This is a genomic window from Rhizobium sp. 01T417 (assembly GCF_056398905.1).
The window spans coordinates 31370-57854 of sequence record NZ_JBFTQH010000029.1; the positions used below are offsets into that span (position 1 = coordinate 31370).

A 26485-nucleotide genomic window follows, 5' to 3' on the forward strand; every position below is an offset into this window, starting at 1 on the left:
GCTCAGCGCGAGAAATATCAGCTCAACTCAAGCGGAAAAGAAACCAAATACATAGGCGAGCGGAAGCGCAGCCAGAACGATTTGCACAACCAGAAGTAAATAGTTGAGAATCGTGCTCCCCTTATCTGAAAGGAGCGAAATGATGCGCGCAAATGCGGCCATGGCGAAGGAGGCGCCAAGCGCCATGTAGATCCAGTTCTGCGCCAACATGATGGCCGAGAGACCGAAGCCGAGATAGAAACCGCCGACCGATCGTTGCTCGGCGTAGCCGTCACGGCGGCCCTCGCGCGGCATGAGGCCGAACAACCGCATCGCATAACCTGGCGCGAACATGATGACAAAGCCCGCCAGCGCCGCGAACGCGGCGGCTGCGAAAGCGAGCTGTTCCCCAAGCTCCGTTGGAAAGTAAAAATCCATCATCGACCCCGAATCCCTTGTTTCGGCTTCCTTATGCCATGATTGGCTTGCCCGGCAAAAGCCCGTTCGGGAGCGATCTACAGGAAGCTTTGGGGATCCACGTCGAGCTGTACATGCACCGATCCGCGCTCCTTCGGCGCCTGCGCAAGCATGGCCCTGAGAAATGCCTGCATGTCCGAGTTCCTCCGTCCATGCACGAGAAGCCGGAAGCGATAGCGGCCGCGCACCAGCGCAAGCGGCGCTTCCGCAGGCCCGAGCACCGAGATGCCGGAGACATGAGGCGCGGCGTTTCGGATGCCGCGGGCATGGTTTTCCGCATCATGGCGCGTTTCCGCCGAAACGATGATCGACGCCAGCCGTCCGAACGGCGGCAGGATGGCGCGCTCCCGCTCGGCGATCTCGCGTTCGTAGAAGGCGCTTGCATCGCCCGACACGATCGCCTGCATGACGGGATGCTGAGGCTGGTAGGTCTGCAACAGGCCGTGGCTTTTCAGGCCGGTGCGGCCGGCGCGGCCCGTCACCTGCGACAGCAGCTGAAAGGTACGCTCGGCGGCACGCGGGTCGCCATTGGCGAGGCCGAGATCGGCATCGACGATGCCGACCAGCGTCATCAGCGGGAAATTGTGACCCTTGGCGACAAGCTGCGTGCCGATGACGATATCGGCCTCGCCCTTGGCAATGGCCTCGAGCTCAAGGCGCAACCGTTTGACGCCGCCCATCATGTCGGACGAGAGGACGATGGTTCGCGCCTCGGGGAAATGGCGTTCCACCTCCTCGGCAATGCGTTCGACGCCCGGTCCGCAGGCAACGAGGTGATCAAGCGTTCCGCATTCGGGGCAGGCTTCCGGGGTGTGCTCGGCATGGCCGCACTGATGGCATTGCAGCTGCCTCTTGAACCGGTGTTCGACGAGCCAGCTGGAGCACTGCGGGCACTGGAAGCGATGTCCACAGACGCGGCAGAGCGTCAGCGGCGCATAGCCCCGCCGGTTCAGGAAGAGGAGCGCCTGCTGCTGCTTTTCGACCGTCTTGCCGATCGCGCGGATCAGGACCGGCGACAGGAAGCCGCCGCGCTCGGGGGCATGGCGGCGCATGTCGATCAAGTGCAGATCCGGCAACGCCGCATCGCCGAATCGGGTCGGCATGTGAATGGTGCTGTAACGCCCGCTCTGCCCATTGACCTGGCTTTCGACCGAGGGGGTGGCGGAGACGAGAACCACCGGGAAATCGCCGATGCGCGCACGCACGACCGCCATGTCGCGCGCATTGTAATAGACACGGTCCTCCTGCTTGTAGGCCGGATCATGCTCTTCATCGACGATGATAAGACCTAGATCCTCGAACGGCAGGAACAGAGCCGAACGCGCGCCGGCAACGACGCGGACCTCGCCGGTGACCGCCTGACGCCAGACCTTCTCGCGGGTGCGCGGGGCCAGATCGGAATGCCATTCGGCGGGCTTGGCACCGAAACGATATTGGAAGCGCTCGAGAAAGCTTGCCGTCAGCGCGATCTCCGGCAGCAGAATCAGAACCTGCTTGCCGCGTCTCAGCGTTTCCGCGATCGCCTCGAAATAGACTTCCGTCTTTCCCGAACCGGTGACGCCGTCGATCAGCGAGACGGCGAACTCACCCTTTCGAACTTCGGCGAGAATCTCGTCGGCCGCCTCCCTTTGCGGGCCTTCCAGCCGCGCGCCCACGAATTCGGGATCGGGTTTGGCGACCACCGGCGGTGGCGGCAGGAAGACGGTTTCGAAAATGCCCTGGCTTACCAGACCGTCGACGACGCTCGTCGAGACGCCCGCGGCATGGGCAAGCCCGCTTCGCGTCCAGGACAGGCCGTCGCCCGCAACGTCGAGCACCCGGGCGCGCGCTGGCGTCATCCGCTCCGGCTCGCCGCCAACGAAGCGCAGGCCCTCCACCATCGGTTCCGGTTCAAAGGCATTCGGCGCACGCAGCGCCATGCGCGCCACCAGTCCCGGCGGGGACAGCGTGTAGCTCGCGACCCAATCGATGAAGTCGCGCATCTCCTTGCTCAGCGGCGGGCAATCGAAGACATGGCTGATCGGCCTCAGCTTCTTCGGATCGACATTGTCTTCGCCGCCGTCCCAGACGACGCCGATCACCTGCCTCGGACCGAGTGGCACCTGGACGACCGAGCCGGGTTCCACCGCCATCCCTTCCGGGACGGCATATGAATATGGCTTCGGCGCGGGCATGGGAACGAGCACCGGAACCGTACGGTTTGCCGGCGGCGTCTCAAACAACGCTCCAAAGAGATCGGACGAATCTGTGCTCATCGGGCGAGACCATGCCCGGATCGGCGCGAAAAGAAAACCTGCAAGACGTCCGTCACCAGCCTACTCGTCCTCGTCGACTACGCCGGTGAGCCGCATGCCCTCGATCCATGTTGCGCCGTCCCGCCGCACGACATGGCGGGCACAGGCGCCGCATTTCTCGCGCACGGCGGCCGCCAGCGCTTCCGAATGCGTAACGATCCAGATCTGGCTGCTGCGGGCCGCCTCCGCGATCATGTCCGCCAGAGGCAACAACATATCGGGGTGCAGGCTTGCTTCCGGTTCGTTGAGCGCAATCAGTGGCGGCAGCCGATAGGACATCAGCGCCGCGGCCAGGCCGAGGAACCGTATCTGCCCGTCCGACAGTTCGCGCGGCTGGAACACGCGGTTCGGAAATTCGGGAAAGGAAAGGCCGAACGACGCCGTCTCCTCGGGCAGCGGCACCGCGAGTCGCGCACCGCCGAGGGCAGCGGCGACGGCACGATCGAGATCGACCGTATCCTCCCGCGTATGCACCAGCGTTGCGAAGACCGCTGCAATGTTGCTGCCGTCCTCATCGAGCAGTGGCGCCGTGACCGCAAGGCAGGGTGCGCGCAGCGGTGAGAAACGATCCGTCCGGAAGCCGTGGAAGAAGCGCCAGCCGTCGATCGCACGGCGGAATGTCCCAATCTCGGGATAGTGCCCAGCGTCGCCAAGCAGTGCGATCGCGGTTTCCGAGGTCAGCGCCTGCTCGGGATAATCCTGCATCCGCCCATTCGGCCCGCGAACGGAAATCGCCGGGCCGGCACGCTTCATCATCGTGACAGGTCGGGTTCCGGTCTCGATCGAAAGCTCTTCGGTCTTGATTTGCGGTTCAAAGGGAAATCCCGCCGCAGCCGCCGGCGGTCGTAGACCGGCCTCGACCCTATACCGGAACGTGATCGCCCTTTCCTCGTCCAGAAGCTCCGCCTCGAGGCGAATCCGGAACGGCCCGTCGACATCCCGGCGCGGGCCGGACCACAACGCCGAGAACATCCCGCCCTCGGCGGCGATCTCATGCGCCAGACGTCCGCGCGTTGCCGCCTGGATGAGCTGGAGAGCCCGGTAGAGATTGGATTTTCCGACCCCGTTTTCGCCGATGAAAAGGTTGATCCCCGAAAGATCCATGCGGATCGATCGCAGGGACCGGTAGTTCTGGGCGAACATCGAGCGGAGCAGCATGCCTCGCTTTAGCCTATCCGATTAGGGAATTGAATGGGCACCGACCAGTTCCGGTTCCGCAGGCGGAACCAACGGCAGGAATTGCGTGTCACCATCCGCGGCGAGCGCATGGACAGTGTGGTCTTCCAATGCCTTGGTGACTTCGTTGATGTCGCCGTCGAGATGCTCCACCGGGATCAGATTGCCGACCACGAAGTCGAATCGGTCGCCGCGCTTGTTCAGAAGCTCGTGAAAGACCGTCATGTCCCTGAGCTCGGTCGACCATTTCGCGAACCAGTAGAATAGGCCCGAGTTCCGCGCCGTCATGTGTACCGGCAGGATCGGCAGATTGTATTTCCGCGCAAGGCCGACGGCGGAGGTTTTCCAGGGACGTTCGTTCAGCCGGCCGTTCGCCCAATAAGCGATGCGCCCAGACGGAAAAAGAACCGTCGCCTTGCCTTCTTTGACGGCACGGTTGGTGATCTGCAATGTCTCACGGGTCTTCAGCTTGCTCTTGTATTCCTCGCGCCATTCCACCGGAATGATGACCTCGGCAAAACGTGGATTGACGCGTATGGCATCGCGGTTGGCAAACACCATGATGTCCGGCCGCTTGGTTTTCAGGAGGTCGAACACGGCAACGCCATCGGCGATCCCGGTCGGATGGTTGCTGACGAGCATGAAGCCGCCGCTATCCGGAATGCGTTCGCCGTGCCGAATATTGATCTCGAGCTTCAGCAGGTTGCTCATGTACTCGAAGCACTGGAGCCCCGGCATTTTCGCAACGTCATTGGCGAAGCTGATCGCCCTGTTGTAGCGCAGCAGTGTGTGGAGGAACGGCCGCATGACGGGCCAGAGCGGATGCTTCACGATCTTCTGCCCACGCTCGGCGATCAAGGTATCGACGATGTGGCCCGGCTTGCCATGGGAGACGAGCGCGATCGTCTCCGCGAACTGTCCAATTGCGGTCGTTGGATGGCGCCGTGACATTCAAGATCCTGCGTCGTTGGGAAACCGGTCACGTGGAATGATATGATAGAAGCATGACAAGCACTTGGCCGGCATTAGGAATTCCATAACTATCGCTCCTTCAGAATTGGCGGCAGGATTGGCAAATTCAAGGCCGGATACGTGAACGAACTCCTGATCATCGCCGACCCCGGCCTGATGGCCGAGCGCTCGGCATGGCTCGATAGCCTGGCTCGCGAGCGACGTCTGTCGGAGCACACGCTCGATGCTTACGAGCGTGATACGCGTCAGTTCCTGACGTTTCTGACCGGTCACCTCGGCGGCCCCGCAACGCTGAAAGATATCCAGGCGTTAAGGCCCGCGGACTTCCGTGCTTTTCTGGCGGCGCGACGCAAAGAGGGCTCCGGCGCTCGTTCGCTCGGTCGCAGTCTCGCCGGGCTGCGTTCCCTCCTGCGTTACCTCGAAAAGAAGGGACTGGTGAATGCCGCTGGCGTCAGCGCCGTCCGCTCGCCGAAGCAGCCGAAATCACTACCGAAACCCTTATCCGACCGGCAGGCCATCACTGTCGTCAGCGACGAGGCTCAGTTGCACGAAGAGCCTTGGATTGCCGCACGCGATGCCGCCGTTTTCACACTGCTCTACGGCTGCGGTCTGCGCATCTCCGAAGCGCTCGATCTGACGCCTGGCAACTTCAACCGCGGCGCGGCCACGCTGCGCATAACCGGCAAGGGCAACAAGACCCGCCTTGTGCCGATGCTCACCGTCGTCTTCGACGCCGTCGAGAAATACCGGTCTTTGTGCCCCTATCATCTCGAAGGCGAAGAACCCCTCTTTCGCGGCGCGCGCGGCGGCAAACTGCAAGCTGCGATCATTCAGCGCACCATGCAAAAGATGCGCAGCGCCTTCGGCCTTCCGGAAACAGCGACACCGCATGCGCTGCGCCATTCGTTTGCCACCCACCTGTTGGCAGGTGGCGGCGATTTGAGAACCATCCAGGAATTGCTCGGCCACGCCAGCCTTTCCACCACCCAGGTCTATACAGGTGTGGATTCCTCACGATTGCTTGAAGTTTACGACCGTGCCCATCCCCGGGCGTAATCTTTTGTTAACGGCTTCTCTTAAGGGAATATCCGCACGCTGGGCGTAGGCTTAGCGATCATAGTGACCGGAACACCATCATGACGATCTCCATCGGCCACCGCAGCCTGCACATCGCATCGCCGAGCAATCTCCTGCTCTGGCTGATTGCCGCCTTTCACATGCTGCTTGCGGCAACCCTGATCGCTGCGCTGTTCTCGGTGTCCCCCGCCGCAGCGGCCGACGAGGATGCCTGTACCGGCCACAATATCCTGACCGATCTCAAGCAGAGCGATGCCGCCCGCTACGCCGAAGTGGTGAAGGAGGCCGATGCCGTGCCGAACGGCAAGGGCATTTTCTGGAAGATCGAGAAGGCGGGGATAGCCCCGTCCTGGCTGCTCGGCAGCATGCATGTGACCGATCCGCGCGTGCTGACACTCCCACCACGCACGCAGGCAGCCCATGACGCTGCCGACACGATCGTCATTGAATCCGACGAGATCCTCGACGAGAAGAAGGCTTCCGCCGCTCTGCTGATGAAGCCTGAACTGATGATGTTCACGGACGGGACGACGATTGAACAGCTTCTGTCTCACGACGACTACGTTCGTCTGGAGGAAGGCCTGAAGCAGCGCGGCATCCCACTTGCCGCGGTCTCGCGCATGCGCCCCTGGATGATATCAAGCGTTGTTGCCCTGCCCGGCTGCGAAATGGCCCGCAAGGCGAAGGGCGTACAGTTCCTCGATCAGAAGATTGCCGCAGATGCCGTTGCTGGGGGCAAGCAGGTCAAGGGCCTGGAAACGCTTGCCGAGCAGCTGCAGGCAATGGCCGAGCTGCCGACCGAATTCCACATGAAGTCGCTGATCGAGACGCTGGCCTTGGGTTCCAAGATGAACGACGTGGTGGAAACCATGACCGATCTCTACCTCTCCGGCGATATCGGCATGACCATTCCGATGCTGAAGACAGTCTCGCCCGACGGCGAGGATGAGGACGGCGACTATGCCGCCTTCGAACAGCGCATCATTCTCGACCGCAACAAGGTGATGGCCGAGCGAGCAGCCCCGATCCTTGCCAATGGCAACGTCTTCATGGCCGTCGGCGCGCTCCATCTTCCCGGCGAAGGCGGCGTCATCGAACTGCTGCGCAAGCAGGGCTTCACGGTGACGGCCGTCAACTAGCTCCCGACGGTCATGCGCCTGAGAACATTGGTCTTCCAGTAGAACTGGTGGGCCAGCGCGCCGGCAACATGCGCCGCGATCAAAGCCCAGAGGATTGCCTTGAGGATACCGCCATGAAGCTCGCCGGAAAAATCGATCCCTAGATAGTAAGCCATCATGCCGGTCAGCGGCAGGAGGAAGATGAGCAGATACAGCGCTGCATGCGCGACCTTGGCGCCAATCCGGAATATCTTCGGCTCCGCCGCCGGTTCAGCGGGCGCGCCCTGAATAAGGCGCAGGCAAACGCGAAAGATTGCCAGAACGAGAATGCCGATGCCGACATAGGCATGCACATTGGCAGACGCGATCTGATCTGCCGAGGGGATGCCACCATGACGAACCGTCCGGTTCCAAGCGTTCATACCATCCGGAAAGAGCAGGTTGAAAAAGATCATGAGCGCCATGACCCAATGCAGCAATCGCTGTGGGAGGCTATATGCATCACGAGAATCAGTAGGCATGTATCTATCCTCAAAACAGCAATTAGAACCGTTCTAAGGTAAATGGGCCGCCTGCTGTGAAGCAAGCGGCCCATCCCATATTGCGAAAATTTAATATTACATATGGATCGGCTTGAAGAAGGCGGCGAGAGCCGCTTCCTTAACCGCTTCCGACATGGTCGGGTGCGCGTGGCAGGTGCGGCCGAGATCTTCCGCGGAACCACCAAACTCCATCAGAACGGCGATCTCGTGGATCATCTCGCCGGCGCCGAAGCCGACGATATGGCCGCCGAGGACGCGGTCCGTTTCCTTGTCGGAGAGGATCTTCACGAAACCGTCGGTCGCCAGCATCGCGCGGGCTCGGCCGTTCGCGGTGAAGGGGAACTTGCCGACCTTGTAGGCGATGCCTGCCGCCTTCAGCTCTTCCTCGGTCTTGCCAACGGAGGCGACTTCCGGCTGCGTGTAGACGACGCTCGGGATGACGTCATAATTCACATGGCCATGTTGACCGGCGAGGATTTCGGCGAGCGCCACGCCTTCGTCTTCAGCCTTGTGAGCCAGCATCGGACCCTTCACCACGTCGCCGATCGCGTAGATACCAGGCACGTTGGTACGGAAGTGTCCGTCGATCTCGACGCGGCCACGATTGTCGAGCTTAACGCCTGCTTCTTCCAGACCGAGGCCGGCTATGTATGGCGTGCGGCCAGTCGCGATCAGAACGACTTCGGCGTCGAGCGTCTGTGCATCGCCACCCTTGACCGGCTCGAAGGTAACCTTGGCACCCTTGCCGCCCTTCTCAACGCCCGTCACCTTGGAGCTAAGGTTGATGGTGACACCCTGCTTGGCGAGCATGCGCTGGAACTGTTTGGAGACTTCGCCATCCATGCCGCCGAGAATCGTGTCGAGATATTCGACGACGGTGACCTTGGCGCCGAGGCGCAACCAGACGGAACCGAGCTCGAGACCGATGACGCCACCACCGACGACGATCATCGTTTCCGGCACCTTCTCAAGCGCGATCGCGCCCGTTGAGGAAATGATCACCTTCTCGTCGAGATCGACCTTCACGCCCGGAATGCCTGCCACGTCGGAGCCGGTCGCGATGACAATGTTCTTGCCTTCGATTTCCTGGACCTTGCCGTCTTCGGCAGTCACGGAAACCTTGCCAGCCGATACGATCTTGCCGGTCCCCTGGAATGCATCGATCTTGTTCTTCTTGAAGAGGAAGGCAACGCCATCGACGTTGGCCTTTACCGTCGCATCCTTGTGCGCCAGCATCTTTCCGAGGTTCAGCTTCGGAGCAGCGACCTCGATGCCGAGCGCGTCCATGCCGTGGCCAGCCTGATGGAACATTTCGGAGGCATGCAGCAGCGCCTTGGACGGGATGCAGCCGACGTTCAGGCACGTGCCGCCGAACGTTGCGCGCTTTTCAACGACAGCGACCTTGAGGCCGAGCTGGGCTGCCTTGATGGCAGCGACGTAGCCGCCAGGGCCGGTTCCGATAACGATCACATCGTAGGACATTGTTTCTTTTCCTTTTCGTTATTTGCTTAGTCAGCCGCGCGGGCGAGCGCGAGGCGGAAACCGAAGCCGACCAGTGCGGCGCCGGTGATACGGTTGAACCATCTGCCGCTTGCGATGAAGCGGTCGCGAATGGGCTTTACGGTGAAGAAAGTGGAGACGCCGGCGAACCAGGCGACGAGTGCGGTGGCCATTCCGATGCCGTAGCTGAACTGGATCAGCGCCGGGGTATCGTGATGCACCAGCGTCGAGAAGAGGGACAGGAAGAACAGGACCGGCTTCGGATTGAGCGCGTTGGTGATGAAGCCCATGCCGAGGCATTTCAGCGCCGAGATCGGCGCGCGGTCTTCGTCCGTCACCTCGATCTCATTCACGTTGAAGCCCGGCTCGCGGAAGGACTTGATGCCGAGGTAGACGAGATAGGCGACGCCGGCCCATTTGATCATGGCAAACAGCATCAGCGATTTGGAGACGATCAGGCCAAGGCCGAGGATCGTGTAGCTGATGTGAAAGAGCAGCGAGAAGCCCATGCCGAGGCCGGTCATCATGGCGGCACGGCGCCCGTGCACGATGCTCTGGCGCAGGATGACCGCAAAGTCGGCGCCCGGTACGACGATGAAGATCGAAAAGACGGCCATGAGGCCGAGAAATTCCAAGAAGTATTGCATGGCGATATGGTCTCCGTGCCCTAACGGCCGCCGCTGACGTTGAGTATGGCGCCCGTTATATAGGAAGCCGTCGGCGAGAGAAGGTAGAGGACCGCATCGGCTATCTCCTCTGCCGTGCCGGGCCGCTGCATCGGAATGCTCGGTGCGAGGTCGCGTGCGCGGTTCGGCAGGCCGCCGGATGCATGAATGTCGGTATCAATGACGCCGGGACGGATAGCGTTCACACGCACGCCCTCATTCGCCACCTCGCGGGACAGGCCCACGGTGAACGTATCGATCGCGGCCTTCGAGGCAGCGTAGTCGACATACTGCGAGGCCGAGCCCAGCACCGCTGCCATTGACGAAATGTTGACGATCGCCCCGCCCTTGCCGCCGTGGTTCGACGACATGCGGCGAACGGCCTCGGCCGCGCAGAGGATCGAACCGGTCACGTTGACACGCATCATCCGTTCAAGCCGCTCGACGCTCATCTCGTCGACGCGCTGCTTGGCATCGACGATGCCGGCATTGTTGACCAGCCCGTCCAGCCGTCCGAAATGCCTGTCGACGGCCTGAAACATCGAAACGATATCCTGCGCGCTGCCGACATCGCCCTTGATGGCGATGGCGTCGCCACCCTCTGCCTTGACCTCGGAGACGATAGCATCGGCAGCGGCGCGGTTCGCGGCGTAGTTCACGGCGACGTCCCAGCCCTGGCGGGCAGCGAGACGGCAGACCGCCGCACCGATGCCTCGGCTCCCGCCGGTAACGAGAAGGACGGGTCGTTGTGTCATTTCGCGCACTCCTCGAATGCCAGGACATCCCACGGCGCAACCGTCGCCTTGTCGTTGCCCCATATCTGCGATTGCCGGATCGCCGGGCCGAGACCCGGCAGAAAGATATTCTCGGTGGCTGCCGCGGCTTCGGACTGCAGATTGTCGATTTCGCCCTTGGCGTTTACGCTATAGACCGTGCCCCGCCAGATCGTGCAGGCATCCAGATCGGCGCCCGTCACGTCGCCGCCAGGGCAGTTGAACATCAGGATACCGACGGCGCGTTCCGGATCGTCGGACGGCATCACATAGCCGTCCAGCTCGATCGAAGTTTTGAGAACCTTTAGCGTGAACCGGTTTCTGGCAGCGGCTGCTTCCGAATTGATCGGCGTAAAGCGAAGCTCGTAGGCGCCGTCGCGGTCGGCATAGACGGCACTTGCCTGCGTGCAATCGGGAGCACCAAAAGCAGTCGCAGGCAGCGCCAGCAAAAACGCGAGCGACGCCCAGACCCTACCCTTGGCAAAGGGAGGCATCCCGGTCATACGCCCTGTGGAGATTGCCAGCGACATTGCGCGCCCCGCTGAGGTGGAAAGGGCCGCTCACGCGGCCCAGTCGAATGCTTAGAGATCGAGAACCAGGCGCTCCGGATCTTCCAGGCTTTCCTTGACGCGGACGAGGAAGGTCACGGCTTCCTTGCCGTCGACGATACGGTGGTCGTAGGAGAGCGCGAGATACATCATCGGACGGATGACGATCTGGCCGCCAACGACGACCGGACGGTCCTGGATCTTATGCATGCCGAGGATGCCGGATTGCGGCGCGTTCAGGATCGGCGAGGACATCAGCGAGCCGTAAACGCCGCCATTGGTGATCGTGAAGGTGCCGCCCTGCATGTCGGCCATCGAGAGCGAGCCATCGCGCGCAGCCTTTGCGAGACGCGCCAGTTCCTTTTCGACTTCAGCGATCGACATCTGGTCCGCGTCGCGGATGACAGGGACGACGAGGCCCTTGTCCGTGCCGACGGCCATGCCGATGTGGCAGAAGTTCTTGTAGATGATGTCGGTGCCGTCGATCTCGGCGTTAACAGCCGGAAGTTCCTTCAGCGCGTGGGTGATAGCCTTGGTGAAGAAGCCCATGAAGCCGAGCTTCACGCCATGCTTCTTTTCGAAGACGTCCTTGTACTTGGCGCGCAGGTCCATGACAGCCTTCATGTCCACCTCGTTGTAGGTGGTCAGCATGGCAGCCGTGTTCTGTGCGTCCTTCAGGCGCTTGGCGATCGTCTGGCGCAGGCGCGTCATCTTCACGCGCTCTTCGCGAGCCGCATCCTCGACAGTCGACGGGCCGCGGGCGGCAGCCGGAACGGCAGGAGCGGCAGCCGGGGCGGAGATGCCCTTGGCAACAGCAGCGATCACGTCGCCCTTCAGAACCTGGCCACGCTTGCCGCTGCCGTCGATCTGATCGGCCGACAGGTTGTTTTCGGCGAGCATCTTGGCGGCAGCCGGTGCCGGCGGCATCGCGGAAGCAGCAGCTGCCGGAGCAGCGGCGGCAGCGACAGCCGGTTCGGCTACCTTTGCCGGGGCGGCGGCGGGAGCAGCAGCAGCCGGGGCGGCGGCGGCACCAGCGCCTGCGGCGATCTGGCCGAGCAGCGCGCCGAGACCGACGGTTTCGCCAGCCTGGGCGACAATCTCGGACAGCGTACCGGAAGCCGGTGCGGGCACTTCGATGGTCACCTTGTCGGTTTCAAGCTCGAGAATCGGTTCGTCGGCCTTGATGGCATCGCCGACCTTCTTGAACCAGGTACCGACGGTTGCCTCGCTGACGGATTCACCGAGAGTTGGAACGCGGATTTCTGTGGCCATTGTTCAAATCCTGATTTGCTTGTGTTCGTTTATTCGTTTCCGGCTCCTGACGGCCGGAGAATGATCGAGGGCATTGGCAATATGTCGAAGCGAAAACCGTAACCGGACTGGATGATCGGATCGGCATCGGCAAGCGCTTGCGCTGCCTGCTGATCCTCCACCGAGACGACTGCCATGCCCCAGCCTCCTTCACCTTCGAAGACGGGACCGACGGCGATCGCCGATCCCTGTTCCGCGTTCTGGTGCCAGTAGGCGGCATGGCGCTTCATCGCGGCCATTTCCTCCCCGGTCGCGTCGTAGGGGAAACGGGGGCGAGGCGGCACAAGTCTGAAGAAGAAATATGCCATCGCCCCGATCCCTTAACCGCCCAGCGCATCCTCGAGGAATGCGGCGAGCTGCGACAGATGCTTGGACATCAGACCCGTTGCCGGCGAAGCGGCAGCCGGACGGCCGGTGTAACGGACGCGCTGGTACTTCGCATCGATGTGGGCGAGCACCCACTCCAGATACGGGTCGATGAACGACCATGCGCCCATGTTCTTCGGCTCTTCCTGGCACCAGACCATCTCGGCGTTCCGGAAGCGGGAAAGCTCGTTGATGAGCGCCTTTGCCGGGAACGGATAGAGCTGTTCGACGCGCAGCAGGTAGATGTCGTCGATGCCGCGCTTTTCGCGCTCTTCCAGAAGGTCGTAGTAGACCTTGCCGGTGCACATGACCACGCGGCGGATCTTCGCATCCTTCTGCAGTTTGATCGGGCCGTCCTTGATGACCTCCGCATCGTCCCAGAGGAGGCGATGGAAGGAAGACTCGCCAGCGAGTTCGGCAAGGCTGGAAACAGCCCGCTTGTGACGCAGCAGGGACTTCGGCGTCATCAGCACGAGCGGCTTGCGGAAGTCGCGCTTCAGCTGACGGCGCAGGATGTGGAAGTAGTTCGCCGGCGTCGTGACGTTGGCAACCTGCATGTTGTCCTCGGCGCAAAGCTGCAGGAAGCGCTCGAGGCGGGCCGAGGAGTGCTCCGGACCCTGGCCTTCGTAGCCATGCGGCAGCAGGCAGACGAGACCCGACATGCGCAGCCACTTGCGTTCGCCCGAGGAGACGAACTGGTCGAAGACGACCTGCGCACCGTTGGCGAAGTCACCGAACTGGGCTTCCCAAAGGGTCAGCGCATTCGGGCGAGCCAGCGAATAGCCGTATTCGAAGCCGAGCACCGCTTCTTCCGAAAGCATCGAGTTGATGACTTCGTAGCGAGCCTGGTTGGACGACAGGTTCGCCAGCGGGATGTAGCGCTCTTCCGTCTCCTGATCGTAGAGAACCGAATGACGCTGCGAGAAGGTACCGCGCTCGCAATCCTGACCGGAAAGGCGGATCTTGTGGCCTTCGACAACAAGCGAACCGAAGGCAAGCGCCTCGGCCATCGCCCAGTCGAGATTCTCGCCCGTCTGGATCATGTTGGCGCGGTTTTCCATGAAGCGCTGGATCGTGCGGTGTGCATGGAAGCCTTGCGGAATTTCCGAAAGCTTGCGGCCGATATCCTTGAGCGTCTTCATCGGAACGGCGGTCTTGCCGCGGCGCTGTTCGTCGGCGTTGTCAGCCGTGCGCAGGCCCGACCACTCGCCATCCAGCCAATCGGCCTTGTTCGGCTTGTAGCTCTGCCCGGCGTCGAACTCCTGCTCGAGATGCGCGCGCCAGTCAGCCTTCATCTTCTCGACGTCGCCATCGGTCAGCAGGCCTTCGGCAACGAGGCGATCCGCATAGATCTGCAGCACCGTCTTGTGGGCGCGGATGACCTTGTACATCTTCGGCTGAGTGAAGGACGGCTCATCGCCTTCATTGTGGCCGTAGCGACGATAGCAGAACATGTCGACCACAACGGGCTTGTGGAACTTCATGCGGAATTCCATGGCGATCTTGGCAGCATAGACAACTGCTTCCGGATCGTCGCCGTTGACGTGGAAGATCGGCGCTTCGATCATCTTGGCGACGTCGGACGGATAGGGCGACGAACGCGAGAAGGCCGGGTTGGTGGTGAAGCCGATCTGGTTGTTGATGATGACGTGCATCGTGCCGGCAACGCGGTGACCGCGCAGGCCCGACAGGCCGAGGATTTCGGCAATCACGCCCTGGCCGGCAAACGCCGCGTCGCCGTGGATCAGCAGCGGCAGAACCTTGGCGCGCTCCGACAGCGGAATGGTATCGCCGTCCCAGACGGTGGCGCCCATGTCCTGCTTGGCGCGAGCCTTGCCCATGACGACGGGGTCAACGATTTCAAGGTGCGACGGATTGGCCGTCAGCGAGACGTGGACCTTGTTGCCGTCGAACTCGCGGTCGGAGGAGGCGCCGAGGTGGTACTTGACGTCGCCGGAACCTTCGACTTCGTCAGGCGCGTAGGAACCGCCCTTGAATTCGTGGAAAATCGCGCGATGCGGCTTGCCCATGACTTGCGAAAGCACATTCAGACGACCGCGATGGGCCATACCGAACACGGCTTCACGAAGGCCGAGGTGGCCGCCGCGCTTCAGGATCTGCTCCAGCGCCGGGATGAGCGATTCGCCACCATCGAGACCAAAGCGCTTGGTGCCCTTGAACTTCACGTCGAGGAACTGCTCGTAGCCTTCGGCCTCGACCAGCTTGGCAAGGATCGCCTTCTTGCCTTCCGGGGTGAAGGCAACGCCCTTGTCCGGACCTTCGATGCGCTCCTGGATCCAGGCTTTTTCTTCCGGATTGGAAATATGCATGAATTCGACGCCGAGGGTCGAGCAGTAGGTGCGCTCGAGGATCTCGATCATCTCGGGAAGGGTGGCGTATTCGAGGCCGAGAACGTTGTCGATGAAGATCTTGCGGGAATAGTCGGCCTGCGTGAAACCGTAAGCTTCGGGCGACAGTTCCTTGTAGTCTTCGACGGGTGCTGCGATCCCGAGCGGATCGAGCTTGGCATGCAGGTGGCCGCGCATGCGATAGGCGCGGATCATCATGATGGCGCGGACGGAGTCGCGGGTCGCCTGCAGGATGTCGGCACCTTCGGTCGGCTTGCCTGATGCTTCCGCCTTGCCCTTGACCTTGGTCTCGATGATCTTTTCAACAGTGCCCCAATCGCCGTCGAGCGCCGAAACGAGATCGCTCTTCGGCTGCAGGGGCCAGTTCGTCTTGCGCCAGGATGCACCCTTGGCCGCCTTTTTCACATCTTCCGGATTGTCTTCCAGAGCCTTGAAGAAGGACCGCCATTCCTCGTTGACCGAGCTCGGGTCTTCTTCATAGCGCGCATAGAGCTGCTCGATATAGGCAGCATTGGCGCCATCCAGGAACGAGGTAATCTGAAACTGCTCGTTGGCTTCTTGCCGTGCCATGATTGCACGCGGACGCTTTCGTCCGCCTCCTGACTTGTGATTCCGCCGGATACTCGACCGGCTTGCCGCATCTGTCGATAGCCGCCTGTCCGCGGCTCATTCCATTTCAAAGTCGAGACCCGGGCAAGCGGCGAAAACCGTTGCCCGGGTTATAGATTGGATTAGCCCTTGAGGACTTCAACCAGCGTCTTGCCGAGGCGCGCCGGCGAAGGCGAAACCTTGATGCCAGCCGATTCCATGGCCGCGATCTTCGATTCCGCGTCGCCCTTGCCGCCGGAAACGACAGCACCGGCATGACCCATGGTGCGGCCCTTCGGAGCCGTACGGCCCGCGATGAATCCGGCCATCGGCTTCTTGCGGCCCTTCTTGGCTTCGTCGATCAGGAACTGGGCCGCGTCTTCTTCAGCCGAGCCGCCGATTTCGCCGATCATGATGATCGAGGTCGTGGCTTCATCGGCCAGGAACATTTCCAGCACGTCGATGAACTCGGTGCCCTTGACCGGGTCGCCGCCGATACCGACAGCCGTCGTCTGGCCGAGGCCTTCGTTGGATGTCTGGAACACCGCTTCGTAGGTCAGCGTGCCTGAACGGGAAACGATGCCGACCGAACCCTTGCGGAAGATCGAGCCCGGCATGATGCCGATCTTGCACTCTTCCGGCGTCAGGATGCCCGGGCAGTTCGGTCCGAGCAGGCGTGACTTCGACTTGTCGAGCTTGGCCTTGACGCGCACCATATCCATGACCGGGATGCCCTCGGTGATGCAGGTGATGAACGGGATTTCGGCCTCGATCGCCTCGATGATCGCATCAGCAGCACCGGCCGGCGGGACGTAGATCACGGTCGCATCGGCGCCGGTCCGTTCCTTGGCTTCGGCAACGCTTGCGAAGATCGGCAGCGAGGTACCGTCGACGCCCGACGACCAGGTTTCGCCACCCTTCTTCGGGTGAATACCGCCGACCATCTTGGTACCGTAGTAAGCAAGCGCCTGTTCGGTGTGGAAGGTACCGGTCTTGCCGGTCAGGCCCTGAACGAGAACCTTGGTGTCTTTGTTGACGAGAATAGACATTCTTTCGGTCCTTCCGGATTAGGCCTTGATCGCCGCGACGATCTTCTTCGCCGCGTCGTCGAGATCGTCGGCAGCCGTAATCGCCAGACCCGACTCGTTGAGGATTTTCTTGCCGAGTTCGACGTTGGTGCCTTCGAGGCGAACGACGAGCGGAACCTTCAGACCGACTTCCTGCACAGCTGCGACAACGCCTTCGGCGATGACGTCGCAACGCATGATGCCGCCGAAGATGTTGACGAGGATGCCCTCGACCTTCGGGTCAGCCGTAATGATCTTGAAGGCTGCAGCGACCTTCTCCTTGCCGGCGCCACCGCCGACGTCGCAGAAGTTTGCCGGCTCCTTGCCGTAGAGCTTGATGATGTCCATCGTCGCCATGGCGAGACCGGCGCCGTTGACCATGCAGCCAATGTTGCCGTCGAGGGCTACGTAGGCGAGATCCCACTTCGAGGCCTCGATTTCCTTGGCGTCTTCCTCGGTCTCGTCGCGCAGCGCCTTGACGTCGTCGTGGCGGAACAGCGCATTGCCGTCGAATGACATCTTGGCGTCGAGAACGCGCAGGTGGCCATCCTTCATGACGATCAGCGGGTTGACCTCGAGGAGAGCCATGTCCTTCTCGCCGAATGCCTTGTAGAGCGCCGGAAACAGCGACTTGGCGTCTTCGGCGGCGGCGCCGGTCAGTTCGAGAGCCTTGGAGATCGCAGCAACGTCAGCCGCGGTGACGCCGGCTTCCGGATCGATAGCGATCGTGTGGATCTTCTCGGGCGTATCGTGAGCGACAGCCTCGATGTCCATGCCGCCTTCGGTCGAGACGACGAAGGCAACGCGGCCAACCGAGCGGTCGACCAGCAGCGAGCAATAGAGTTCGCGGGCAATATCGGCGCCGTCTTCGATGTAGAGGCGGTTGACCTGCTTGCCAGCTTCGCCCGTCTGCGCCGTTACCAGCGTGTTGCCGAGCATTTCCTTGGCGTGAGCAACGACTTCGTCGATCGACTTGGCGAGACGAACACCGCCCTTGGCGTCGGCGCCGAGTTCCTTGAACTTGCCCTTGCCGCGGCCGCCGGCATGGATCTGGCTCTTGACCACATAAAGCGGGCCCGGAAGCGACTTGGCGGCAGCTTCGGCTTCCTCGACCTTGAGGATCGCCACACCTTTTGCGACCGGCGCGCCATAGCCCTTCAGCAGAGCCTTGGCCTGATATTCATGAATATTCATGGATCTATTCCTGTTTGGATTGCGTCAGCGCGCGGTCTGATTACTTCAGCGCAGGCGCAATGTTGATGCAGGCTTCGCAAAGACCGGCGACAGCAGCGACCGACTTGTCGAAGGCTTCCTTTTCGGCCTTGTTGAGGTCGATCTCGATGACGCGCTCGACGCCGCCGGCACCGATAACAGTGGGAACGCCGACATACATGTCCTTGACGCCGTACTGGCCAGTCAGCTGTGCTGCGCAAGGCAGGACGCGCTTCTTGTCCTTGAGGTAGGACTCGGCCATTTCGATCGCGGAAGCAGCCGGCGCATAGTAGGCCGAGCCGGTCTTCAGCAGGCCGACGATTTCGGCACCCCCGTCACGGGTACGCTGGATGATTTCTTCGAGGCGTTCCTTGGTGACCCAACCCATCGTGACGAGATCCGTCAGCGGAATACCGCCAACCGTCGAATAGCGGGCGAGCGGCACCATCGTGTCGCCATGGCCGCCGAGAACGAATGCCGTAACGTCCTGTACGGAAACGTTGAATTCCTGGGACAGGAACAGGCGGAAGCGCGACGAGTCGAGAACGCCGGCCATACCGACGACCTTGTTGGCCGGAAGGCCGGAGAACTTCTGCAGCGCCCAGACCATCGCGTCGAGCGGATTGGTGATGCAGATGACGAAAGCGTTCGGGGCATACTTCTTGATGCCGGCGCCGACCTGTTCCATGACCTTGAGGTTGATGCCGAGAAGGTCGTCGCGGCTCATGCCCGGCTTGCGCGGCACACCGGCGGTGACGATGCAGACATCAGCACCCTCGATCGCCGAATAGTCGCTGGCGCCCGTCAGGTTGGCGTCGAAGCCCTCGACCGGAGAGGACTGAGCGATGTCGAGGCCCTTACCCTGAGGAATGCCGTCGGCGATATCGAAGAGAACGATGTCACCCAGTTCCTTCAGGCCGGCGAGATGCGCCAGCGTGCCACCAATCATGCCAGAACCAATGAGTGCGATCTTGTTACGCGCCATTTCGCTGTTTCCTTTGCGATCAAAATTCGTCAGGCGACGCGCGGAGGGGCATCGCCCAATGCCGCAATCGCATAGCTCCAAAGCCAAAAAATGGCAAATGATTATTTTTGAGCAAGGAATTTCAATCGTTTAGATCATAAAATTCTTACGTAAACGTAAGATTATTTGTCGCCAGAACGTTACTCCGCGGCCCGCCGCTCGTGATGCAATGCAAGATATTCCAAACTGCGCATTTCGAAAAGTCGCGAGACAGTACGATCGAATTCGAAGCCTTCGGTACCACGCGCCTGTGTCAGCAAGTTTTCAGGCATCGCCGCAGCGGAGACATAGAGCCGTACCGCATGATCGTAAAGTGTATCGATCAGGATGATGAAGCGCTTGATCTGGTTTCGCTTGTCTGGCGCCAGCAGCGGCACGTGATCGATGAAGATGGCGTCGAAACGTTCGGCAATGGCCAGAAAGTCCGCGGCACCCAACGGCTTTTCACAGAGATCAGCGAACGAAAACCGCGCCAGCCGATCAACTGCCAGCGGCACGTGGATCGACCGCCCCTTCATCGGAATCTCCAGCGGCTGCGCCTTTCGGCCGTGAAGCGCCTGCATCCAGGATGCATCCATGGCCATGTCGGTCCGGTTATCGATCGGCGTCAGATAGACCGGCTGGCTGTCGAGCTTCTCCATCCGGTAGTCAGTCGGCGAGTCCAGTGTCACGATCTCGACGTTCTGCTTCAGGAGATCGACGAAGGGCAGGAACAAGCTCCGATTGAGGCCGTCCTTGTAGAGGTTGTTGGGCTCGACATTGGAGGTCGCGACCAGCAGGCACCCGCGCCGGAAAAGTTCGGAAAACAGCCGCGACAGGATCATCGCGTCGGCGATGTCAGTCACGGTAAACTCATCGAAGCACAGCAGTTCGGCTTCGTCATAGAGGGCAGCAGCAACGACCGGAATGGGATCGGCCTGCTTGGTCTCGCCCTGCTTGAGCTTCAGCCGGTGTGCCGCGATGCGGTTGTGCACGTCGGCCATGAATTCGTGGAAGTGCGCGCGCCGCTTCTTCGCGCAAGGCGCCATGCCGAAGAACATATCCATCAGCATCGTCTTGCCGCGGCCGACGCTGCCATGAATGTAGAGTCCCTTGACTGCTTCCGCCGGCTTCTTCTTGTTGGCGAACAACCAGCCGAGAGCGCTTGCCTTTGCCGCCGGCCGCCGCTGCTTCAACCCCGACAGTACCCGATCCAGGCATTTCGCCACGTGCATCTGGGCTGAATCGATTTGAAGCGCGCCCGAAGCCGTCAGCGACTTCAATTGTTCACTGACGCTCAGGGTGTAGTCTGGCATGGGTTGCATAAAGGAGGTCCGCCTATGCAGGATCGGCGGCCTTCGCCGCCGGATCTTTTAACGGCTGAGGCTGATCGGCTGACCGGTATTGGTCTGGCCGCTGAAAGCGTTGTCGGCGGTCTTGTAGACGCTGCCGATCTGGTTGCCGCTGCGGTCCTTCAGGATAACCTGCTTGCCTGAAACTTCCCAGGAGCCCATCGCCGTCAGTTCGCCGACGCAGCCGCGCGTACCGCCACGCGAGCCGCTGCCGAGATTGGTGAGCGTCAGGAACATGTCGCAGGAGCCGTTGACGCGCCAGCTGCCGACCATCGATTCCTTCGTGACATCCATCGCATTCGCAGCCATCGCGCCGGGCTGGCCGCCGGCGACTGGCGCCGTGGCCGTTGGAGCGGCCGGGAATTGGGAAGCACCGGAAGGCGGCGGAAGCTGTCCGCCCTGAACCGAAGGAACCGGCTGGGCCGTCAGCGGCGCCGGCTGGCTAAAGCTTGCATTGTCATAGGCGGTGCGCTGGCAGCCAGCTAACGACAGAATAACCACGAGACCTGTCGCCATATGTCTGAACTGCATCATCATACTCCTGATTTTTCCAGTATTGCCCTGAAGTTGCCGCGCAATCACGGCGGAATTATCTTGAAAGGCTGTACTGAATCAAGCCAGCGCGAGGAGAAATTGTGTCGATGTGGGAGCAACGCCGTAACGCCGAGACAAATTTGGCGCAATCCCGGACAGATTAAGGCTTCGCGAGCGGATAAAGAAAAGGGCCGCATCCGCGGCCCTTTTGCTGGATTGATCAAACACGACGCTCGACCATCATCTTCTTGATTTCGGCGATTGCCTTGGCGGGGTTCAGGCCCTTCGGGCAGGTCTGCGCGCAGTTCATGATCGTGTGGCAGCGATAGAGACGGAACGGATCCTCGAGATTGTCGAGACGCTCGCCGGTCGCTTCGTCGCGGCTGTCGATCAGCCAGCGGTAAGCCTGCAGGAGAACGGCCGGACCGAGGTAGCGGTCGCCGTTCCACCAGTAGCTCGGACAGGAAGTCGAGCAGCAAGCGCAGAGAATGCACTCGTAGAGGCCGTCGAGCTTCTGGCGGTCCTCATGGCTCTGCTTCCATTCCTTGGCCGGCGTCGGCGAAACCGTCTTCAGCCATGGCTCGATCGAGCGGTGCTGGGCATAGAAGTTGGTGAGATCCGGGACCAGGTCCTTGACGACAGGCAGATGCGGCAGCGGATAGATCTTCACCGCGCCCTTGATGTCGTCGAGACCCTTGGTGCAGGCGAGCGTATTCGTGCCGTCGATGTTCATCGCGCAGGAGCCGCAGATGCCCTCACGACAGGAACGGCGCAGCGTCAGCGTCGGGTCGATTTTGTTCTTGATGTAGAGCAGACCGTCGAGCACCATCGGACCGCAATCGTCGACATCGATATAGAAGGTGTCGATCGACGGGTTCTGTCCGTCATCCGGGCTCCAGCGGTAGACGCGGAATTCGCGAGTGTTCTTCGCGCCCGCTGGCTTCGGCCATACCTTGCCTTCGCGGATCTGGGAGTTCTTGGGAAGAGCGAGTTCAACCATGTCCGGTTCCTTTTAGTACACGCGAGCCTTGGGCGCGATCTTCTTGGGATCGATGCCCTCTGCGATGAGCTCGGTGTGAACCGGGCGGTAGTCGAGCTTGACGTCGCCTGACTCGTTGACCCAGGCAAGTGTGTGCTTGCGCCAGTTGACGTCGTCACGGCCGGCAAAAGCGCCTTCCGTGTAGTCTTCGCGTGCGTGCGAACCACGGCTCTCCTTGCGAGCCTCGGCGCCGTAGATCGTCGTGATGGCGTTGGCCATCAGGTTCTGCAGCTCGAGGGTTTCCACGAGGTCGGAGTTCCAGATCATCGAACGGTCGGTGACCTTGATGTCGCGCATTTCCTGCCAGATGGCCGAGATGCGCTTGCAGCCCGACTCCAGCGATTCCTGCGTACGGAACACGGCGGCGTCTTCCTGCATGGCGCGCTGCATCTTCTCGCGCAGCACCGCCGTCGGCGTGCCGCCGCTGGCATTGCGCAGGCTGTCGAAGCGATCCATGATCTTGTCGCAGGCGGCGACGTTGAGATGCGGGATCGGCGCGCTGCGATCGATGACCTCGCCGGCGCGGATCGCAGCGGCGCGGCCGAAGACCACGAGGTCGATCAGCGAGTTGGAGCCGAGACGATTGGCGCCGTGCACCGAGGCGCAACCGGCTTCGCCCACGGCCATCAGGCCGGGGATGATGCGCTCCGGATTGGAGCTGTCGGCATTCAGCACTTCGCCCCAGTAGTTCGTCGGAATACCGCCCATGTTGTAGTGGACAGTCGGCAGGACCGGGATCGGCTCGCGCGTCACGTCGACGCCGGCGAAGATCTTGGCGCTCTCGGAAATGCCCGGCAGGCGCTCGTGCAGAACGGCCGGATCGAGATGGTCGAGATGCAGGAAGATGTGGTCCTTGTTCTTGCCGACGCCGCGACCTTCGCGGATCTCAAGCGTCATGCAGCGCGAAACGACGTCGCGCGAGGCAAGGTCCTTCGCCGAAGGGGCATAGCGTTCCATAAAGCGCTCGCCCTCGGAGTTGACGAGGTAGCCGCCTTCGCCGCGCGCGCCCTCGGTGATGAGACAGCCCGAACCGTAAATGCCGGTCGGGTGGAACTGTACGAATTCCATGTCCTGCAGCGGCAGACCGGCGCGGGCCACCATACCGCCGCCGTCGCCGGTGCAGGTATGGGCAGAGGTTGCCGAGAAGTAGGCGCGGCCATAACCGCCGGTCGCCAGCACCACCATCTTGGCGGCGAAGCGATGAATGGTGCCGTCATCGAGGCACCAGGCGACGACGCCGGTGCAGCGGCTGCCGTCATCCGACATGATCAGGTCGAGCGCGAAATACTCGATGAAGAACTCGGCGTTGTTGCGCAGCGACTGACCATAGAGCGTGTGCAGGATCGCGTGGCCGGTACGGTCGGCAACGGCGCAGGTGCGCTGCACCGGCGGGCCTTCGCCGAAGTTCTGCATGTGGCCGCCGAACGGCCGCTGGTAGATCTTGCCTTCCTCGTTGCGTGAGAAGGGAACGCCGTAATGCTCAAGCTCATAGACCGCCTTCGGCGCTTCCATGGTGAGATACTGCATGGCGTCGACATCGCCGAGCCAGTCGGAGCCCTTGACGGTGTCGTAGAGGTGCCACTGCCAGCTGTCGGGCGTCATATTCTGCAGCGAGGCGGCGATGCCGCCCTGGGCAGCGACCGTGTGCGAGCGGGTCGGGAATACCTTGGTGATGCAGGCGGTGCGGAAACCCTGTTCGGCCATGCCAAGCGTGGCGCGAAGACCGGCGCCGCCGGCGCCGACGACGATCACATCGTATGAGTGATCGACGTATTTGTAGGCCTTCCCATTCTGAGCGGGTGAAGTCGGTGCCATGATACGGTTATCCTACGAATGCAATTTTCAGAATGGCGAAGAGACAGAGCCCCGCCATCAGGATCGAAAAGAACGTGTTCAGCATCAGCAGGGCGATCTTGGCGAATTCGCCATGAACGTAGTCCTCGATGATGACCTGCATGCCGAGCCGCATATGAATGACGCCGGAAACGACCATCAGACCCATTACGACCGCAACAAGCGGGTTGGACAGGGCGTGAACCACATCGGCATAAGGCTCGCCGGCGTGAATGATCATGAAGATGATGAAGAAGAGAAAAAGCGGCACGTTGGCAACCGCCGTGACGCGCTGGCGCCAGAAATGATCAGTTCCTTCCTTGGCCGAGCCAAGGCCGCGAACCTTACCCAGGGGGGTGCGCATATCCATGAGAACAACCTTCAGAAGCGAATAAGGAAGCCGATCACCCAGACCAGCACGGTCAGACAGAGCGATATGACGATCGAAGCTTGAGCCATCTTGGTCGAGACTTCCTTGTCGAAGCCGTAACCGAGATCCCAGACGAAGTGACGGAAACCGCCAACCATGTGGTGCAGAAGCGCCCAGGTGTAGCCAAGCAGCACGAGCTTGCCGACGACGCTTCCGAGGATCCAGTTGACCCAGTCATAGTAGGCTTGGCCAGTCGCGGCGGCGATCAGCCACCAGGCGACCAGCAGCGTACCGACGTAAAGCGCGCCACCGGTAATACGGTGAACGATCGACATGACCATGGTGGGGATTGGTTTGTAAATTTGCAAATGCGGCGACAGGGGCCGGTTATTTGTCACATTCGCCATCAGAACCTCGCGGCGTCTTCTCTGCGCTCCTCCATCAGGGAGCATTCAAGGCGATCACACGAATGACAAATTTCTTTGTGTGCGTCGCATCAATGGCGACGTTTAATCACGTAAGCCCCTAACGACAAGTATAATTGCACCCCCAATTTAATTTAATCGATTTGCGTCTCTGGGTGGCGCGAACTGCGCTTGACGGCCTGGCCCGCGCTTGGCGCGAACGGCATGGCCAGACGTCTTCTGGACAATCGGCGGCTTTTGGCGCATTTTGCAGTTAACGCTTTGTTAAGCATTTCATTTTCGGAGATCCGCGCGATGCTGAAGTCTATGTCCGCGCTCGTTTCACTTGTCGCCGCTGTTTTGATCGCACTGCCGATGTCGGCGGACGATTTTGGGAGGGGTTCATTCTCTCGCCACGGTGGTAAGGGATTCTTCAGGCATCACGCACCCACGATCGTCGGTCGGCCTTTTTTTGGATGGAACGACGGACGCATCCGATTCTCGGATGGTTCCAAACGGTTCGGCCATCGCTTCGGTCGGACGCCCCTAATCAAGCCTGCGTCATTCCCGTATCGCGGCAATAGTGGTTATCGCGGTTATGGCGGACGCAACGTCATCGTCCTCGTTCAGTCGCCGACAGGCACAGGCGTAAGCGGCACCTATTCGGGATCGTCCTACGTGTATGACGCCGACGGCGGGACTTACGTCACAGCGAGCGGCTATAGCGTCGGTGCCCAGCAAAGAACCATTACCCTTGCGCCAATGGCCAAGGTGATCAACGTGACCACAAAGAGCAGCAGCTGCTCCTACGAGGCCGGCGTCTGCGTTATCAGGCCGTGAAGCGCCAAACGGTCGTTTTCTTCACCTCGCTGTCTTCAAGCGCCCGGGTAACCGGAACCTCGTAGACTGCGCAGAATTCCAGGTTCTCCTTGGGAAGATAGCTGCGTCCCGGATCCCCGACGAAGATGGCGATGCCTTGGCGACTGAGCATATTGAACCATGGAACGATCGCGGCCGCAAAGCCGGCGTCGTAGAAGACGTCGCCGGCGAGCAGAATGTCAGCCTCGACGTTGCGGCCGATCAGATCGGCACCGATAAAATCGATATCCGCCTTGTTCAGTTCGGCGTTCAGCCACACAGCGGTTTCGGTCCAGGGGTCGATGTCGGCGGCAACGACCTTCGCCGCTCCCGCGAGCTTTGCCGCAATCGCAACAAGGCCGGAACCCGTGGCAAAGTCGAGGACGCATTTGCCGGCAACGATATCAGGATGATCGAGTACGTAGCGTGCCAGCCCTTGGCCGCCCGCCCAGGCGAATGCCCAGAAAGGCGGCGGCAGGCCGATTTCCGCAAGCTCCTCTTCCGTCTTTAGCCATAGCTCGTGGGCTTCGTCCGCCAGATGCAGCCGAATTTCGGGCACATGCGGCGGCGCCATTGGACTGGTATTCGCGCGGATGAAGACCTCGGGTTCGGTTTTCAACGGCGGCTCACCGCGGCGGATTGTCGAGGCCACCCAGCCGGCAAATCTCGAGATACTCTTCGTCTGTTACCGGCTGGACCGAAAGCCGCATGGAAGTGACGAGCGACATCTTGGCAAACTTCTCGTTGGCCTTGATGTCCTTCAGCGAAACCGGCTTGGGGATATCGCAGACGGCGCGAATGTCGACGCAGTCCCAGCGGTCATCGCCGGCTGCTGTCGAGTCCGGGTGAGACAGAGCGCAGACCTCGACGATACCGACGATCTCGAGACCTTCGTTGGAGTGGTAGAAGAACCCCTTATCGCCAAGCTGCATCGCCCGCATGTTGTTGCGGGCGAGATAGTTGCGGACACCGGTCCATTCGGTGCCCTTCTCGCCGGCCGCCTTCTGCTGCTCCCACGACCAGGAAGCGGGTTCTGATTTGTAGAGCCAATGCGCCAC

General features: G+C 61.2%; 26 protein-coding genes. 3 read left to right on the forward strand and 23 right to left on the reverse strand.

What is annotated here, in order from left to right; translation table 11 throughout:
- Positions 1-27: 27 nt before the first annotated feature.
- The 4 genes from AC1DPR_RS23450 to AC1DPR_RS23465 all read right to left on the reverse strand — a co-directional run bounded on the left by AC1DPR_RS23450 (position 28) and on the right by AC1DPR_RS23465 (position 4877).
- Positions 28-417 carry an AGROH133_08824 family phage infection protein gene (locus tag AC1DPR_RS23450; protein WP_025658205.1) on the reverse strand — a complete coding sequence of 130 codons (390 nt, stop codon included), beginning with the start codon at positions 415-417 and terminating at the stop codon, positions 28-30.
- Positions 418-494: 77 nt separating this feature from the next.
- The gene (locus AC1DPR_RS23455) at positions 495-2711 is read right to left on the reverse strand and encodes a primosomal protein N' (protein ID WP_477817242.1); all 2217 of its coding nucleotides are present in this window, start codon (positions 2709-2711) and stop codon (positions 495-497) included.
- A 60-nt stretch (positions 2712-2771) separates the two neighbouring features.
- On the reverse strand, positions 2772-3908 hold the full coding sequence (locus AC1DPR_RS23460) for an AAA family ATPase (RefSeq protein ID WP_018855737.1): 1137 nt from the start codon (positions 3906-3908) through the stop codon (positions 2772-2774).
- A 21-nt stretch (positions 3909-3929) separates the two neighbouring features.
- A complete protein-coding gene (locus tag AC1DPR_RS23465) occupies positions 3930-4877 on the reverse strand; it encodes a GNAT family N-acetyltransferase (RefSeq protein ID WP_018855738.1) in 948 nt (315 codons plus the stop codon).
- Between the two features lie 141 nt (positions 4878-5018).
- Here AC1DPR_RS23465 and AC1DPR_RS23470 point away from each other — a divergent pair, with 141 nt between their 5' ends.
- Positions 5019-5954, forward strand: coding sequence for a tyrosine recombinase XerC (locus AC1DPR_RS23470; protein ID WP_018855739.1), 936 nt, complete (start codon positions 5019-5021; stop codon positions 5952-5954).
- Positions 5955-6034: 80 nt separating this feature from the next.
- Positions 6035-7114, forward strand: coding sequence for a TraB/GumN family protein (locus AC1DPR_RS23475; protein WP_018855740.1), 1080 nt, complete (start codon positions 6035-6037; stop codon positions 7112-7114).
- Here AC1DPR_RS23475 and AC1DPR_RS23480 read toward each other — a convergent pair.
- From AC1DPR_RS23480 to sdhC, 17 genes are all read right to left on the reverse strand, one after another.
- Positions 7111-7614, reverse strand: a complete 504-nt coding sequence (locus tag AC1DPR_RS23480) for a cytochrome b (RefSeq protein WP_026371589.1) — start codon at positions 7612-7614, stop codon at positions 7111-7113. The two genes, AC1DPR_RS23475 and AC1DPR_RS23480, sit on opposite strands and share 4 nt — an antisense overlap.
- A gap of 96 nt (positions 7615-7710) precedes the next feature.
- Entirely contained in the window at positions 7711-9117 is a 1407-nt protein-coding gene (gene lpdA / locus AC1DPR_RS23485; protein ID WP_018855742.1) for a dihydrolipoyl dehydrogenase, read from the reverse strand.
- A gap of 26 nt (positions 9118-9143) precedes the next feature.
- Positions 9144-9782 carry a LysE family translocator gene (locus tag AC1DPR_RS23490; protein WP_018855743.1) on the reverse strand — a complete coding sequence of 213 codons (639 nt, stop codon included), beginning with the start codon at positions 9780-9782 and terminating at the stop codon, positions 9144-9146.
- Positions 9783-9802: 20 nt separating this feature from the next.
- Positions 9803-10555 carry an SDR family oxidoreductase gene (locus AC1DPR_RS23495; protein WP_018855744.1) on the reverse strand — a complete coding sequence of 251 codons (753 nt, stop codon included), beginning with the start codon at positions 10553-10555 and terminating at the stop codon, positions 9803-9805.
- Entirely contained in the window at positions 10552-11103 is a 552-nt protein-coding gene (locus AC1DPR_RS23500; protein WP_026371590.1) for a hypothetical protein, read from the reverse strand. The genes AC1DPR_RS23495 and AC1DPR_RS23500 overlap by 4 nt, the downstream gene beginning before the upstream one ends.
- A gap of 51 nt (positions 11104-11154) precedes the next feature.
- Positions 11155-12393: a 2-oxoglutarate dehydrogenase complex dihydrolipoyllysine-residue succinyltransferase gene (gene odhB / locus AC1DPR_RS23505; protein WP_477817243.1), complete on the reverse strand. Its 1239-nt coding sequence runs from the start codon at positions 12391-12393 to the stop codon at positions 11155-11157.
- A 29-nt stretch (positions 12394-12422) separates the two neighbouring features.
- Complete coding sequence (locus AC1DPR_RS23510; protein ID WP_026371591.1) at positions 12423-12740, reverse strand: YciI family protein; 318 nt, start codon at positions 12738-12740, stop codon at positions 12423-12425.
- Between the two features lie 12 nt (positions 12741-12752).
- Positions 12753-15737 carry a 2-oxoglutarate dehydrogenase E1 component gene (locus tag AC1DPR_RS23515; RefSeq protein WP_018855748.1) on the reverse strand — a complete coding sequence of 995 codons (2985 nt, stop codon included), beginning with the start codon at positions 15735-15737 and terminating at the stop codon, positions 12753-12755.
- Between the two features lie 161 nt (positions 15738-15898).
- Entirely contained in the window at positions 15899-16804 is a 906-nt protein-coding gene (gene sucD, locus AC1DPR_RS23520; protein ID WP_112655586.1) for a succinate--CoA ligase subunit alpha, read from the reverse strand.
- A gap of 18 nt (positions 16805-16822) precedes the next feature.
- A complete protein-coding gene (gene sucC, locus AC1DPR_RS23525) occupies positions 16823-18016 on the reverse strand; it encodes an ADP-forming succinate--CoA ligase subunit beta (RefSeq protein ID WP_018855750.1) in 1194 nt (397 codons plus the stop codon).
- A 40-nt stretch (positions 18017-18056) separates the two neighbouring features.
- Positions 18057-19019, reverse strand: a complete 963-nt coding sequence (gene mdh, locus AC1DPR_RS23530) for a malate dehydrogenase (RefSeq protein WP_112655582.1) — start codon at positions 19017-19019, stop codon at positions 18057-18059.
- Positions 19020-19198: 179 nt separating this feature from the next.
- Positions 19199-20362 (reverse strand): cell division protein ZapE, encoded by a 1164-nt coding sequence (gene zapE / locus AC1DPR_RS23535; RefSeq protein ID WP_018855752.1) that lies wholly within the window; start codon positions 20360-20362, stop codon positions 19199-19201.
- 48 nt (positions 20363-20410) lie between these two features.
- Positions 20411-20920: a protease inhibitor Inh/omp19 family protein gene (locus AC1DPR_RS23540; RefSeq protein WP_026371592.1), complete on the reverse strand. Its 510-nt coding sequence runs from the start codon at positions 20918-20920 to the stop codon at positions 20411-20413.
- A gap of 223 nt (positions 20921-21143) precedes the next feature.
- Positions 21144-21923: a succinate dehydrogenase iron-sulfur subunit gene (locus tag AC1DPR_RS23545; protein ID WP_018855754.1), complete on the reverse strand. Its 780-nt coding sequence runs from the start codon at positions 21921-21923 to the stop codon at positions 21144-21146.
- A gap of 12 nt (positions 21924-21935) precedes the next feature.
- On the reverse strand, positions 21936-23777 hold the full coding sequence (sdhA, locus tag AC1DPR_RS23550; protein WP_169681391.1) for a succinate dehydrogenase flavoprotein subunit: 1842 nt from the start codon (positions 23775-23777) through the stop codon (positions 21936-21938).
- 7 nt (positions 23778-23784) lie between these two features.
- On the reverse strand, positions 23785-24165 hold the full coding sequence (gene sdhD, locus AC1DPR_RS23555) for a succinate dehydrogenase, hydrophobic membrane anchor protein (protein ID WP_018855756.1): 381 nt from the start codon (positions 24163-24165) through the stop codon (positions 23785-23787).
- 11 nt (positions 24166-24176) lie between these two features.
- A complete protein-coding gene (gene sdhC / locus AC1DPR_RS23560; RefSeq protein WP_025658184.1) occupies positions 24177-24572 on the reverse strand; it encodes a succinate dehydrogenase, cytochrome b556 subunit in 396 nt (131 codons plus the stop codon).
- Positions 24573-24884: 312 nt separating this feature from the next.
- Between sdhC and AC1DPR_RS23565 the strand changes: the two genes are divergently transcribed.
- Positions 24885-25409, forward strand: a complete 525-nt coding sequence (locus AC1DPR_RS23565; protein ID WP_018855758.1) for a hypothetical protein — start codon at positions 24885-24887, stop codon at positions 25407-25409.
- On the opposite strand, the gene AC1DPR_RS23570 is transcribed toward AC1DPR_RS23565, so the two are convergent.
- Positions 25399-26046, reverse strand: coding sequence for a class I SAM-dependent methyltransferase (locus AC1DPR_RS23570; protein ID WP_113471993.1), 648 nt, complete (start codon positions 26044-26046; stop codon positions 25399-25401). The two genes, AC1DPR_RS23565 and AC1DPR_RS23570, sit on opposite strands and share 11 nt — an antisense overlap.
- A gap of 7 nt (positions 26047-26053) precedes the next feature.
- On the reverse strand, positions 26054-26485 hold the full coding sequence (locus tag AC1DPR_RS23575) for an EVE domain-containing protein (RefSeq protein WP_025658181.1): 432 nt from the start codon (positions 26483-26485) through the stop codon (positions 26054-26056).